This window comes from Fundidesulfovibrio agrisoli (genome assembly GCF_022808715.1).
Lineage (GTDB): Bacteria > Desulfobacterota > Desulfovibrionia > Desulfovibrionales > Desulfovibrionaceae > Fundidesulfovibrio > Fundidesulfovibrio agrisoli.
On record NZ_JAKZKX010000001.1, the window covers coordinates 124086 to 137842 of the forward strand.

The window sequence follows — 13757 nt, forward strand, 5'->3', positions numbered from 1 at the left end:
AGAACATGTCCAAGGCCGATTATTACGACGTTCTGGGTGTTCCCCGGGAGGCGACCGAGGATGAGATAAAGAAGGCCTACCGTCAGCTGGCTTTCAAATACCATCCCGACCGCAACCCCGGCGATGCCGAGTCCGAAGCGAAGTTCAAGGAGGCCGCCGAGGCCTACGAAGTGCTGCGCGACCAGCAAAAGCGCGCCCGCTACGACCGCTTCGGCCACCAGGGCCTGGGTGACACCGGGTTCGGCGGCTTCTCCAATGCCGAGGACATCTTCAGCACCTTCTCGGACATCTTCGGGGAATTCTTCGGGTTCGCCGGCGGCGGCGCTCGCGGGCGCGGCCCCAGGCCCCAGCCCGGCAACGATCTGCGCTACGACCTTCGCGTCTCCTTCCGGGACGCGGCCAAGGGCACCGAGGCCAACCTCAAGATCCCCAAGCACGTCCCCTGCCCGGACTGCGAAGGCACCGGCGCCGCCCCGGGCACCAAGCCCGAGACATGCCGCCATTGCGGAGGCATGGGCCAGGTGCAGCAGTCCCAGGGCTTCTTCCGCATCGCCGTGGCCTGCCCGGTCTGCCGGGGCGAGGGCACGGTCATCGCCAGCCCGTGCCCGCGCTGCAAGGGCAGGGCGCTCCTGCAGGAAGTGCGTGAGCTCAAGGTGCGCATCCCCGCCGGCGTGGACGACGGCTCGCGCCTGCGCCTGCGCGGCGAGGGCGAGCCCGGCCTGCACGGCGGCCCTCCGGGCGACCTCTACGTTGTCGTCTACGTCGACGAGGACAAGACCTTCCGCCGCCAGGGGCAGGATCTCGTGGTCACCCTGGATATCGGCATGGTGCAAGCCTCCCTGGGCGACAAGGTCAAAGTGCCCACCCTCGATGGCGAGGAGACCATGGACATCCCCAAGGGCACCCAGTCCGGCGAGGTGTTCTCCCTGCGCGGCATGGGCCTGCCGCATCCCGGGCGCAACCAGCGCGGCGACCTCCTGGTGGAGGTGATCGTGCACACGCCCAGGAACCTCTCCAAGAAGCAGGAAGAGCTGCTGCGTGAGTTCCTTGAGTTGGAGAGCGGCAAGCCCCTCAACAAGGTCAAGGATTTCTTCAAGAAGGCCAAAGACAAGGCCATGGGCTCCTGATGGGCGGCGCGGACGGCTTCACTCATCTGGACGAACAGGGCCAGGCCCGCATGGTGGACGTGGGCGGCAAGGCCGTGACCGCCCGCGTGGCCGTGGCCGAAGCCGTGGTGCGCCTCTCCCCCGAGACATTCGCCCGGCTGACCAGCCGGGACATCCCCAAGGGCGACGCCCTCGCCACCGCCAGGATCGCCGGAATCCTGGCCGCGAAGAACACGGCGGGCCTCATACCCTTATGCCACCCGCTGGGGCTTGATTCCGTGGATGTTCGCTTCCATCTGGACGACGCCCGCCACGCCGTGCGTGTGGAGGCCGAAGCCCGGGTGACCGCCCGTACCGGCGTCGAGATGGAGGCCATGACCGCCGCCAGCGTAGCGGCCCTGACAATCTACGACATGTGCAAGGCCGTTCAGAAGGATATTGTCATCGATTCCGTCCGCCTGCTCTACAAGTCCGGAGGCAAGAGCGGTGAATTCCGTGCCTCGGCCCCGGAGGACTCTCACTTCCCCTGAATCACTCCGCCATCTGGCGAACCTCCGGCTGGACGTAGCAAGGCTCGGCAGCGTTCGGAGACATCCGGACAACATTGACCGTAGACCATCGTCTGCGGTTTTTTTGTTGTCGCACGCTTATTCATACCGCAATGGTATGAAAAGAGGAAGTTCTTTCCTTTTCTGTTCAATTATTTTATGAGCCAAACAAATTAGAGAGTGGCGGCCGCACCTTTCGGGGTGCCTGGCGGATTCTTGAAGCTGTGCGGGGGGCATCACGCTGAAAGGATGCGCTTTTTTAGTTTGATTACCTTCGTTCCGTCCGCTCCTTCATCGCCTCCATCCATGTGATTCCAATACAACCGGCATCCTGGTCGCTGGTTGATTGCGAATATTGTGAGAAGTTCGGCATCATTGTGACATCTTTAAGGAGGAAGGTTCATGAAACGTCTCGGGCTCTTGGGATTGTGTTTCTCGCTCCTGCTCGGCCTCGCCGGGCAGAGCGCGGCAGCCACGGAAGTGAAGATGGTTGGCGATGCCCGCGTGCACGCCAACGTCTGGTCGAACATCGATTACACCGGCTGGAACGCCAACGGGACCCGGACGGGCGATCCCACCACCATCTGGGAACGTTTCCGCCTGCGCACCGACTTCATCGCCAACGAAGGGCTGAAGTTCCGTTTTGGTATTCGTGTTCAGAACAGGATCTGGGGTAACGACACCTTCACCGTGGACAACCCGACCGTCGCCATCGACGTTTATCAGGCCTTCCTGCAGTTCAAGTGGCCCGGCACTAACGTGGAGTTCTCCATCGGCATGCAGGATTTCGATCTGCCCATGTCCAACCCCATGCTGGCCTCCAGCCCGGTCATCGGCGGCACCCGCCTGGCCGCCGCGATCGTTTCCATCCCCGTGTGCGACGCCTTCAAAGTCAACGGCGGCTTTGCCAGGCTTCTCGACACCTACAAGGATTTCGACCCAACCACCACCCAGATCGCCGACGAGTTCGACGCCTACTTCATGACCCTTCCCATCACTCTGCAGGGCTTCGCCGCCACCCCTTGGGCGATGATCGGCGTGGCCGGGCGTGATGCCGGCTACTTCAACGTCGGCACCGGCTCCATGCGCAACTCCGCCGAGTCCCTGGCCTCGAACCTGTTCTCGGCCGGCACCTACCTGGCGCCCAGGGGCTTCAGCAACGCCCAGAACCTCTACTTCTGGGTCGGCACTTCCATGAGCGTCACCGTGCTTGATCCTTTCAAGTTCTACGCCGACGTGATCTACGGTGAAGGCAACGCCAGCGACCGCGGCAAGAACCGTCGCGGGGGCCTGTTCTTCGACATCGCCGCCGAATACACCGGACTCGACATCGTCACCCCCCAGGTGACCTTCTGGTACTCCACCGGCGAGGATTCCTCCACCACCAACGGCTCAGAACGCCTGCCCACGATCGTTCAGAACTGGGGCCCCAGCAACTCGTTCCTGTTCGACTGCACCCAGCAGTTCGTGAACGGCCACATGGCCCTGAACCCCACCGGCTCCTGGGGCTTCGCCGTCAGCCTGAACAAGGTGAGCTTCATCCAGGACCTCACCCACAGGCTGACCTTCACCTTCGCGCAGGGCACCAACTCTCCCCGCGGCCTGCGTAACGCCAACCTGCTTGCCGGCACCGGCAACTATGTTCAGCTTGGGCGCGACCTTGCGACAACCGAAAATCTGCTCGCCATTAACTTCGATAACGAGTACAAAATCTATGAGAACCTCTCGGCTGTGGTCGAAACCGGCTGGGCTCACGGCAACTTTGACAAGTCCGTGTGGGGCCGCAGGTTCGTGAACGCAGCCAATAGCGGTGATGCCTGGAAGGTCGCCTTCGGCGTGACATACAGATTCTGATAGATCTGTCATTTTCGAGTAAGGCGGCTAAAAGGTTCACCTTTTAGCCGCTTTTTGTTTGTGCTCGAAACGAAGTGATGGAAATTAACCCATTTTTAGTTGACTCAAGTGAAGCAGGTAGCTATTTATAGTAAATAGGATTCATAACCATCTTGGCGGTTTTGTAGGAGTGTGTAATTTGTGGTTCAAAAGGACGGCTGATCAGGTTGCGTTGCTTTGATTTTTTGATATAATGGAATTTGCCTGTACGTACCTCTGGGGGATGAAGTGAGAATTCTTTATATGTTCTATATCTTATCAATGGTTGTATTTTTTTTGGCTCCGCGTTCTTTGGCAATGCCTCTCCCCACTGTTAGCCGATTGGAATGTGTAAGTGAATCGCTTGCTGGTTGCTTGGATAAACTCTCGAAAGACACTGGCTATACTGTCAAAATTCCTGCGGAATACGCTGAAAAAGTTATTTATTTGTTGGCAGAAAAGTTTCCTCTTGATAGATGTATTGAAAGGGCATTGGATGCTGTAGGGTGTAACAATTACACCATCGAGTACTCTGGGTCGGCTAAGTTGATACTCGTAACCTCACTGGGTAATAAGGATTTTTTGATTGGTCGGAATGAAGGTGGGCGCAAGATTTCCCCCACTGGAGACGCTGCTACAAAGCCTCCTGTTGAGCAAATGCCCCCCCCCTCTGCGATAAGGGACGGTAAGACCATGCCTCAACCTGGCTCTTCACAGCCAATTGTGATGATGTCGGCATCGAACGAAGGTGAGGCCACTGATATGCAGGTGGGTGAAAGTCAGGATCAAATTATGTTGAACGCGCCTCGCCCTGATGATGTCATCGTTGAGTTGGAAAATGGCATGAAGGTTACAAACAGGCAGATAATGAAGTCGCTGGAAGAAGCTAAGTTAGCGAATGATGCCAGCAAGGGTTTTGAATTGGACAACGGAGAGTTCATCTCAAATGAGAAATATTTGGCAAATCAGAGACAAGCCTTCGAGATGAACGAAAAGTTCTTGACAAAAGGAGGGGCTTCTGTTTCTGAGTAGAATACTAGGGTTTTCAGAATTTTATCAACAATTTTAAGGAGGAGTTTATGCGTAAATCTCTCAATGTTTTCGCTATTTTGTGTGTGCTCTCTTTTGTGATGGTGGGCATTGCCCAGGCTCAGACTACGGCATGTCAGGGATTCGTCACGAAAGTTGGCTACGCTCAAGGTCCGAACGGTGGCACGCCGCAGATGGTCGTCAACCTGACCACGCCTCCTCTGGGTCTTACCACAATCAACCTTCCCACCGTTGCTACCTCACCCGCAACCGCGAATGGTTTCTTGGCTACTGCCCTGTCTGCTGCTGCCTCAGGCAAGCAGGTCGCGTTCAAGGTGAGCGGAGCTGTGCAGAGTGGCGTCTCGACTGCGTTGAACATCTTTATGATGGATCAGTAAGCCTAAAAGAGGTTTGAAGCTAAAGCTAGGGCTGCTTCGCAGCCCTAGCTTTTTTATTATTCAAGGCGCTCAAATGTAGGGGTAGGGAGTTCCCTTTGTGGAACTTGTGATTGTATTTAGATACTCCAAAATGGAGTTGTTTGGGGATTCATGTTCATTAATTTTGTGTGTTAATTTGTAAACAGGAGAAATTCTGTTGTGGATATGACTTTTGATCGTGTTTGTTATTTCGCCGAACAGATCGTTGTGCTGCAGGAAGTGAGGTCCGTCGGCGCTGTGTTTAGGTATGTAATTCCAAAGGTACTTCGCAACGAGATCGTCTGCAACGAGGTCGTTGAAAAGACCGTGGAACCAGAAGTATAGATCAGACTTCCCCCAATTCGGCCAATGTTTTCGGGATGTCTCTAGGAAATTTTGGAAGGTCCAAAGATCCATGGTTTTTTTATGCCAACGGTTAGTCAAGTAATTGCCTGGAGCAGAGGCAAGAAACCAACTTGCAATTTCTCTCGTCGGTGCTGGTTTTGAGAATCCAAAAAAACCGTACTCGGTCACGTTGTCAATCCATGCGTCCAGTTTGTCATTGCACAGAACTGTCGCATCTGTCCAAACTCCACCGTACTTATTAAGCAGATTGATGCGGATAATGTCAGAAAGCGCGCACTTTGGGATGTTTTTATCTTTAAGGATGTCGGTCGGGATGTCTATGAAATCTCCCAGTGTACTATCTTCAAGGCAATGAATAGTCCAGTTTGGGTTGAGTTTTACCCATGATTTTAGGCACATTTGGACCAGGTTCGGAGCATTGCTCCAACCTTGTGCCCAAAATATCCATAGTGTCCGAGGGATTTTGGGGCTTGGGTCACTGTTGATGGTATGGTTAGCTTTGTTAATGCCGATGCTGTTGCTGTTGATTTTGAACGCAGACATAGAGCTGAACGAGCGTAACCGCGTGGTTGCTGTGTGGAACTTGGAACTTGTTCTGAGTGTATGGTAGAATTCAAAATCTGTGGAGTATAAATTTTCCACATGCCAGCAACTTTCTTTGTCATATAAGAAAGAATAGTGGATGTCGAAGGCGCTTCTCATTCGGTGTTCAAGAGGCGTTGAAATGTCAAGATCTGTGGGTAGTTCGGTGTGAAGATTGTTGAGATTCTCAAATAAAATGATCTTACGAACGGACAGTTGGCCGCTATCGAATATAAATGAGCATTGAGGGAGTAGGTGTCTCTCAGGTGAGTCGAACGTGAGATGGGATCCGGAAGTGATCCCCGAGTGTATGTGTCCATTTTGTGGGTTTATGAACGAACTGTGGTGAGAGTACTGCCTACAAATATCAAAAATAAAATTCGAGAATTTCTGCTTTACTTCTTCAAAGGGAGCGTCGCCTGGTGTGAATCTATAGTTGCGCCAGAGGAAGTGTGACGCGATGCGCTCAAACGGATTTCTGATGATTGAGAATGAAAAGTAGGAGTCGATCTCGTCGCCAGTGTAGTTGTATCGAATTTCCTTAATGGTAAGGTGCTGAAGGCCTCCGCCGAAAAGAGTGTCGAAGTCAAGTTCGGTGGTTGTAGGCTTGAACCCAATGTGAGGGTAGGATGTGGCCCAGCCACATGCCACAGTGACCGATGTGCCGCCGCATTTCGGTATATGTATGAAAGCTAACTTTCTTGATCTACAGATAGGCATATTTTGTGTTAAAGATAATGTCTACCATGATCACTAATCCTTGCCTATTGTGCATGGGGCCGCGGTAGGGCCTAGTGTACGCTGATGCTGTGTGGTGGCTACTCATCAAGTTCGAATCTGAACAGTTTGTGTACATTCTAGTGGTGGAGGCGGGGGGGATCGAACCCCCGTCCGAGAACGCTCCAACATAGCTTCTACAGGCGTAGACCGGGATTTGATCTCAGTTCAGGCGAGCCTCCTGGTCGGGCTGCCTGGACCCAGTCCATTTAAGTTCTCGCGAACGCTACAACGGACAACTGCGCTCGCCAGTCCAGTGGGGTGTCCCCCGCATCCAGCTTACCAGACTTCGGCTAGAGGGAGGCTGGCCTTAAGCGGCCAGGGCGTAATCGTAGTCGTTGGCTACTGATTGTTTTTCGCGTTTTTACGAGGCCACGCGACCCCTCGGCCTGCAACTGTGTCTTTACAATCCCCGTCGAAACCAGTGCGCCCCCAGTCAATGTAACCACTCAAGTATACGACAACTACTGGATTCGGCAAGCCCCAAATGTGTGAATAGTGCTCGTATTTCAGACCGAATTGGGGTATCTGGGCCGAATCACTGTCTTTGGGAGGTCGTCATGAGCCACGTATCATCCTTAGATCGCGACATCGCCCGGCGCATCAAGGATCTCCGCGAGGTGCTCGCCCTCACGCCTGAGGACCTGGCCGATAAGACCGGCGTCTCCGTGCAGGATATCTTCGCGTTCGAGTCGGGAAGCCGCGAGGTCCCAGTGAGCTACCTCTACGCCATCGCCAAAGCCACCGGCGTAGACCTCACGGCGCTGATTACCGGGTCTGAGGCCAAGCTCCACCAGTACTGCCTGGTGCGCAAGTCCGAAGGGCTCTCCGTCACACGGCGCAAGGCGTACAAGTATCAGGCCCTGGCCTACCGTTTCAGCCGGCCCGCCATGGAGCCGTTCATCGTGACGGTGCCGCCAGCGCCCCCCAAGCAGAGCATGGACTACAACCAGCACGCCGGGGAGGAGTTCGTCTTCATGCTCAAGGGGCGCATGGAAGTGGTGCTCGGCAAGGAGACGGTGATCCTCGAACCTGAGGACAGCCTGTATTTCAGTTCGACGATCCCACACGCGATGCGCGCTCTGGACGGCAAGGAAGCGGTGTTTCTGGACGTCATCATCTAAAGGGACAGCTCATGCAGAACGAATTCAAAGTGTTCGAAACGTTTGAGGACTTCAAACGCGATTTCTCCGTGGATGTTCCCGCCAATTACAATTTCGCCTTCGACTTCCTCGACGCCACGGCAGCCGTTGACCCGACGCGCCCCGCCATGGTGCACGTGGACAACGACAACAACCGGCGCGACCTGGACATGGCCTACTTCAGCCGCGAGTCGGCCCGCATGGCCAACGCCTTCAGCGCGCTGGGCATCGGCCGCGGCGACAAGGTCATGCTCGTGCTGCAGCGGCGGGTCGAGTTCTGGGTCACGGTGCTGGGCCTGGTGAAGATCGGGGCTGTGCCCGTTCCCTCGCCCCATCTGCTCACCGCCCACGATGTCGAGTTCCGGGTGAACAAGGCCGGGATCAAGGCCTGCGTGGTGGAGCAGGATTTCGTGGAGCGCGTGGACGCCGTGCGCCACGCCTGCCCTTGCCTGGCGCATTTCGTCCAGGTGGGTGGCGAAGTCTCCTCCCCGGGTTGGGTCTCCTACGAGGAGATCGGGGCCAAAGCCTCCGACGTGTTCCCCAGGCCCGCCGATTCGGCCGGCGGGGAAGACGTGATGTTCATCTTCTTCTCCTCCGGTACCACCGGCATGCCCAAGATGGTGGTGCACAACCACAACTATCCCCTGGGCCACATCACCACAGGCGTCTACTGGCACGACCTCAAGCCCGGCGATCTGCACCTCACCGTGGCGGACACCGGTTGGGCCAAATCCATGTGGGGCAAGTTCTTCGGCCAGTGGATGGGCGGGGCCTGCGTGTTCACCTGGGACTATCGCGGCAAGTTCGTCCCGGCGGACCTGCTGCGCGTCATCAGCGAGCACAAGGTGACCACCTTCTGCGCGCCCCCCACGATCTACCGCTTCCTCGTGCGCGAGGATGTGGCCTCCTACGACCTCTCGGCCCTGCGCCACTGCACCACCGCCGGCGAACTGCTCAACGAGAGCGTGTTCCAGGCCTGGAAGAAGGTCACCGGCCTGACCATCTACGAGGGCTACGGCCAGACGGAGACCACCCTGCAGATAGGCGCCTTCCCCAACATGACGATCAGGCCCGGCTCCATCGGCAAGCCCTGTCCCGGCTGGGACATCGTGCTGCTGGACGCCAAGGGCCACACCTGTCCCCCGGGCGAGGAGGGCGAGATCTGCATCCGCCTGGGCAGCGGCAAAACCCTGGGGCTTTTCGACGGGTATCTCTATGAGCCGGAGAAGACCTCCTCGGTGCTGTTCGGCGGCTATTACCACACCGGCGACAAGGCCTGGCGCGACGAGGACGGCTACTATTGGTTCCTGGGCCGCAACGACGACCTCATCAAATCCAGCGGCTACCGCATCGGGCCCTTCGAGGTGGAGAGCGCCCTGGTGTCGCATGCGGCCGTGGTCGAGGCCGCCGTCACCGGCGTGCCCGACCCTGACCGCGGCCAGGTGGTCAAGGCCACCGTGGTGCTCGGCGCCGGGTTCCAGGCCTCCCCGGAACTGGTCAAGGAGCTTCAGGACCACGTGAAGAAGGTCACAGCCCCCTACAAGTATCCCAGGATCATCGAGTTCCTCCCCGAACTGCCCAAGACGATCAGCGGCAAGATCAAGCGCGCCGAGATCAGGGCCAAGGACGAAGGGAAGAACCCCGAACCGACCGTTTAGCCCCTTCATATTCCCGGGCGGGAGTCACCTCCCGCCCGGCCCTTTCCCCTCCCTTCGATCGTCCGGTCCTTCCACTCTGCAGGCACCTACAGCCGCTGCGCTGCCCTGACCTGATTTTCATCAGGGTTGTGTCAGGTTTGATATAGAGGGAATCCCTACCTATTCAGTTTGCATCTTGTATGTTACAAATACCTCACGAAACGGTATGGAATTTGTCCGTGCCGTATTGATTCTCTGGGGGGGGACGTTATGAACTGGTCGGACATGCGGATCGGACAGAAGATCCGCACGGGATTTTTTTCCATTGCGGCGATATTCCTCGCCGCCATGGTCTGGGTGGCCGTCGAGCTCTTCGATGTGGAGGAACACACGGGCGGGGCGCTGGCCCAGAACGAGCTCTCAATGACGCTTCTGCAACGGGAGATCGACCACCTGAAGTGGGCGCAGTCCCTGGGCCAGTTCGTGCACGACCCCAACGCCAAGGAGCTCTCCGTCTCCTCCGATGCGCACAAGTGCAATTTCGGCCGCTGGTTCTACAGCGACGAACGCACCGGGCTGGAGGCCACCAGCCCCGAGCTCAAGCCCATGCTCGCGGCCATCGAGGAGCCCCACACAAAGCTCCACGAGACGGCCGCATCCATCCTGCGCTTCAGGAAGGACGCGAACCAGGCCGCAGCCACGGATGTGTACGACAACCAGACCCTCAAGCAGCTAGCCCAGGTGCAGTCCCAGTTGGCGGCCATGCGTGACAAGGTGAAAGCCAGCAGCGAGATGAACCGCAAGGAGGTCATGGGCGGCATCCGCTTCACCAAGTTGCTCTCCTTCATCGCCATCGCCGTGTCCCTGTGCATGGCTGTTTGCCTCAGCTATCTGATTTCAAAAAGTATATCGCGCCCGGTGAAGTTCCTGGCGGACTGCTCGGCAGCGATCGCGGGCGGAGACCTCACCCAGGAATGCTCCCTGACGCAGAAGGATGAGCTGGGCAGGCTCGCGGTCTCCATGGGGGCGATGGTCTCAAGCCTCAAGGACAAGATCGACGAGTCCGACAGGAAGGCGCGCGAGGCCGACGAGCATTCCAAGGCCGCGAACCAGGCCCTGGCGCAGACCGAACAGAAGGAAGCGCACATCCAGCAGATGCTCAACATGATCCGCTCCATCGCCAAGGAATCCCTCGTGCTCTCCGACACTCTCACGGAACACGCCGAGCGCCTCTCCGCCCAGGTGGAGCAGGTGCGCCGGGGCGCGGAGATTCAGAAGGAGCGGCTCTCCGAGGCGGCAGCGGCCATGGAGCAGATGAACGCCACCGTGCTGGACGTGGCGAAAAACGCCAGCGACGCGGCTGACAGCGCGGGCAAGTCGCTGGAGAAGGCCCAGGACGGCGCGGGCATCGTCACCGAGAGCGTGAAGGCCATCGAGCGGGTCAACAGGGTCTCGGGCAGGCTCAAGGACAACATGGGCGAGCTCGACGCCCAGGCGGCCTCCATCGGCCAGGTCATGAACGTCATCAGCGACATCGCGGACCAGACCAACCTGCTGGCCCTCAACGCCGCCATCGAGGCAGCCCGCGCGGGCGACGCCGGGCGGGGGTTCGCCGTGGTCGCGGACGAAGTGCGCAAGCTGGCGGAAAAGACCATGGGCGCCACCAAGGAGGTGGGCGAGAAGATCCTGGCCATCCAGCAGTCCGTGCAGCGCAGCATGAAGGACATGGAGGACGCCGCCAAGGCGGTGAGCACCTCCAACGAGCTGGCGGGAGCCTCGGGCGATTCCCTGCGGGAGATCGTGGCCCTGACCAAGGTCAACACCCAGAACGTCCAGAGCATCGCTGCCGCCGCCGAGGAGCAGTCCTCCGCGTCGGAGAACATCAACAGCAGCATCTCCCAGGTGAACGAAGTGGCCCAGGAAACAGAGGCCGGCATGACCGAGACTGTGGACATCGTGGCCAACCTCTCCGGCATGGCCACGCGCCTCAAGGATCTGATCTCCCGGATGGGGCAGTCCGGCGAGGGGGCTGGGGAGGGGCGCAAGGCGTTGGCGGCCTGAACCCGTCGCGCCCGTCTGTCCGCCACGGCAGGTGCGGTGTCTTGAGGATTCCGGGGGGCTTCGGCCCCCCGTTTCATTTGCGATGTAGCTTAATTCAAGCACTTCCACGGGCAGAGGAGGGAGAATCCGGAGCAGGGGCCGCGCTGAAAAGCCCCCGGGGGAAACTCACCATCCTCAGAGCCCGAAGCGGCACTTGCGGAGCTTCGCCTGATTCTATAACCCTGCACGCATGGGAATGAACAATGCGGGGGGCACCCCTGGCGGTGCGGGCAAATTCTTTCTGGGGCTGGCGATGTTCATCGCCGGGGGCTATCTCTTCCTGAAATCCATCAGGGTCTATCACATCTTCAGCTTCGGCTATCCCTTGATGTCCTTCGGCGGCATGCGCCTGACCTCGGGCATGATCCTGATCCCGATGGTCATCGGCATCGGCATGATCTTCCACAACGCCCGCAACCCGCTGGGCTGGCTGTTGGGGATCGGCAGCCTGGTGGCGGTATGCGCGGGGGTGATCGCCTCCATCGAGTTCTCGCTGGCGGGCATGTCCCTGTTCGACCTGCTGGTCATCCTGGTGCTGCTGGTGGGCGGTCTGGGGCTGTTCCTGGGGTCGCTGCGCAGTTCCTGAGAGGCGGCCAAGCGCCGCCGGTGCGTCAATTTCCCTGCCTGAGGCCCTCTCCGTAGGTAGCCGCCATTTTCTGCTGCGTTCCTTCCAGCAAGGCATCGCTGTTTCCCGGGTTGCGCAGGAAGGCCCCGAACAGGCCCAGGCCGATGTCGGCCACGGCTGGCGGGACGGCGAGGTCGTAGGGGAAGACCCACATAGGCGCGGAGCGGATCATCTTGAGGATGGCCAGACGCTCGGGGCCCAGGTCCGCGACGGATGCGAACAGATTCGGGGCGAAGGCCCCCGAGCCCCGGCACATGGCCTCCTGCGGCAGCACGGAGGCGAAAAAGCCCATGGCCTGCATGCCGCCCTCGCGCTTGCCCTTGGGGGTCAGGACGAGGACGTCGATAGGGCCGCTGCACACCTGCGGCACATCGGGATTCATGGCCGGGAAGGGGAAGAAGCCGTAATCCTTGCCCATGCGCCAGGATGGCTCGATGCCGTAATAGCCGATGATCCAGGTGCCCATGAGCGTCATGGCCGCCTGGCCCTTGCGCACGGCGTCGGCGGCGCCTGCCCAATCCCACGCGGCGTGATTCGGGTGGAAGTATCCGCTCTGCAGCAGGCGGCCCCATTCGGCGAAAGCCGCCTTGACCTCCGCGTCGGTGTAGGATTGTTTGCCCTCCATCAGGCGCTGCCTGTACTCGGGGCCTGCGGCGCGCAGCAGCAGCTGGTCGAACCAGTACTGCGCGGGCCAGAGCTCCCTCGCTCCCAGCGCGATTGGTGAGACGCCCGCCTTGTTGATGCGCTCGCACGCGGCGAGGAACTGCTCCCACGTGGCGGGGGGCGCGATGCCGAGCTTCGAGAATACCGCCTTGTTGTAGAAGAACCCTACCACATGCTGCGTGACGGGCACTGCGTAGTATTTTCCGTCGTACTTGCAGGCCTGGGCCACGCTCGGAGAAAAGAGCCGGTCCAGGGCGTGGCCTTCCCAGAGCTCGTCAATGGCGGCTGCGTGTCCCGCGTCCACCATGGAACGCAGCCTGGCCCCCGCCCAATAGGAGTAGATGTCGGGAGGGGAGCCCCAGGCCAGCATGGACTTGATGCCCGGCTTGAAGGATTCATGTTCCATTCCCTGCGCGACTATGTGGGAGCCGGAACTTGTGGCGTTGTAGCTCTCGACCATCTGGGCGACGCCTCCGGCGAGAGAGCCAGTCCAGTAATGCAGCAGCGTGATCTCCGCGCCGCTGGCGGGCGGCGCGGCGAAGAGCGCCATCAGCAAGGCGAGAATGGCTTGCCGGACGAAGCGCATCGCGCCCTCCGCGGGCCGGGGCAGGGCAGGGGACATCCTCATGCTGGATCCTGGGAGGCGCGGTCCGCTTAAATCCATGATTATGAAGTTGTATTGCATGCTTTTGCTCTCTGTATCAGGAATAAAATGCAGTTACAACATCAAGGACGGCTCTGCTTCTAGAATCCACCGCCAGGGCCTTGAATGCGGGTATTTCCGCTGTACTCGTCCCCGTTTCGTTGCATACGGCCCCGCTTTGGGGTAGCCTTCAGTCGGTTGAGTAGTTCCGGCTCTCCCGGGCATGTTCTTCTTCATCGGGTCCGGTGGTC

Annotated in this window: 11 protein-coding genes, 1 other RNA gene and 1 pseudogene; 9 read left to right on the top strand and 4 right to left on the bottom strand. The window is 58.8% G+C overall.

Annotated elements, in window-relative coordinates; translation table 11 throughout:
- Positions 1-5 precede the first annotated feature (5 nt).
- From dnaJ to MLE27_RS00535, 5 genes are all read left to right on the top strand, one after another.
- A complete protein-coding gene (dnaJ, locus tag MLE27_RS00515; RefSeq protein WP_243309899.1) occupies positions 6-1127 on the top strand; it encodes a molecular chaperone DnaJ in 1122 nt (373 codons plus the stop codon).
- The gene (gene moaC, locus MLE27_RS00520) at positions 1127-1636 is read left to right on the top strand and encodes a cyclic pyranopterin monophosphate synthase MoaC (protein WP_243309900.1); all 510 of its coding nucleotides are present in this window, start codon (positions 1127-1129) and stop codon (positions 1634-1636) included. Before dnaJ ends, moaC begins: the two co-directional genes overlap by 1 nt.
- 420 nt (positions 1637-2056) lie before the next feature.
- Positions 2057-3508, top strand: a complete 1452-nt coding sequence (locus MLE27_RS00525) for an outer membrane homotrimeric porin (protein ID WP_243309901.1) — start codon at positions 2057-2059, stop codon at positions 3506-3508.
- A 267-nt stretch (positions 3509-3775) separates the two neighbouring features.
- Positions 3776-4558 carry a hypothetical protein gene (locus MLE27_RS00530; protein WP_243309902.1) on the top strand — a complete coding sequence of 261 codons (783 nt, stop codon included), beginning with the start codon at positions 3776-3778 and terminating at the stop codon, positions 4556-4558.
- Between the two features lie 47 nt (positions 4559-4605).
- Complete coding sequence (locus MLE27_RS00535; RefSeq protein WP_243309903.1) at positions 4606-4953, top strand: hypothetical protein; 348 nt, start codon at positions 4606-4608, stop codon at positions 4951-4953.
- A 69-nt stretch (positions 4954-5022) separates the two neighbouring features.
- Here MLE27_RS00535 and MLE27_RS00540 read toward each other — a convergent pair whose 3' ends face one another.
- From MLE27_RS00540 to ssrA, 3 genes and pseudogenes are all read right to left on the bottom strand, one after another.
- A complete protein-coding gene (locus MLE27_RS00540; RefSeq protein ID WP_243309904.1) occupies positions 5023-6039 on the bottom strand; it encodes a capsular polysaccharide synthesis protein in 1017 nt (338 codons plus the stop codon).
- A gap of 129 nt (positions 6040-6168) precedes the next feature.
- Positions 6169-6639: pseudogene (locus MLE27_RS18235) on the bottom strand (sulfotransferase family 2 domain-containing protein); the annotation flags it as partial.
- 141 nt (positions 6640-6780) lie between these two features.
- Positions 6781-7130: a transfer-messenger RNA gene (ssrA, locus tag MLE27_RS00545) on the bottom strand.
- A 126-nt stretch (positions 7131-7256) separates the two neighbouring features.
- On the opposite strand from ssrA, the gene MLE27_RS00550 reads away from it, so the two are divergent.
- The 4 genes from MLE27_RS00550 to MLE27_RS00565 all read left to right on the top strand — a co-directional run bounded on the left by MLE27_RS00550 (position 7257) and on the right by MLE27_RS00565 (position 12161).
- Positions 7257-7820, top strand: coding sequence for a helix-turn-helix domain-containing protein (locus tag MLE27_RS00550; RefSeq protein ID WP_243309905.1), 564 nt, complete (start codon positions 7257-7259; stop codon positions 7818-7820).
- 11 nt (positions 7821-7831) lie between these two features.
- Positions 7832-9496, top strand: coding sequence for an AMP-binding protein (locus MLE27_RS00555; protein WP_243309906.1), 1665 nt, complete (start codon positions 7832-7834; stop codon positions 9494-9496).
- A gap of 249 nt (positions 9497-9745) precedes the next feature.
- The gene (locus MLE27_RS00560) at positions 9746-11536 is read left to right on the top strand and encodes a methyl-accepting chemotaxis protein (protein ID WP_243309907.1); all 1791 of its coding nucleotides are present in this window, start codon (positions 9746-9748) and stop codon (positions 11534-11536) included.
- A gap of 235 nt (positions 11537-11771) precedes the next feature.
- Complete coding sequence (locus MLE27_RS00565; protein ID WP_243309908.1) at positions 11772-12161, top strand: hypothetical protein; 390 nt, start codon at positions 11772-11774, stop codon at positions 12159-12161.
- 25 nt (positions 12162-12186) lie between these two features.
- On the opposite strand, the gene MLE27_RS00570 is transcribed toward MLE27_RS00565, so the two are convergent.
- Positions 12187-13491, bottom strand: a complete 1305-nt coding sequence (locus tag MLE27_RS00570; protein ID WP_243309909.1) for an ABC transporter substrate-binding protein — start codon at positions 13489-13491, stop codon at positions 12187-12189.
- Positions 13492-13757 lie beyond the last annotated feature (266 nt).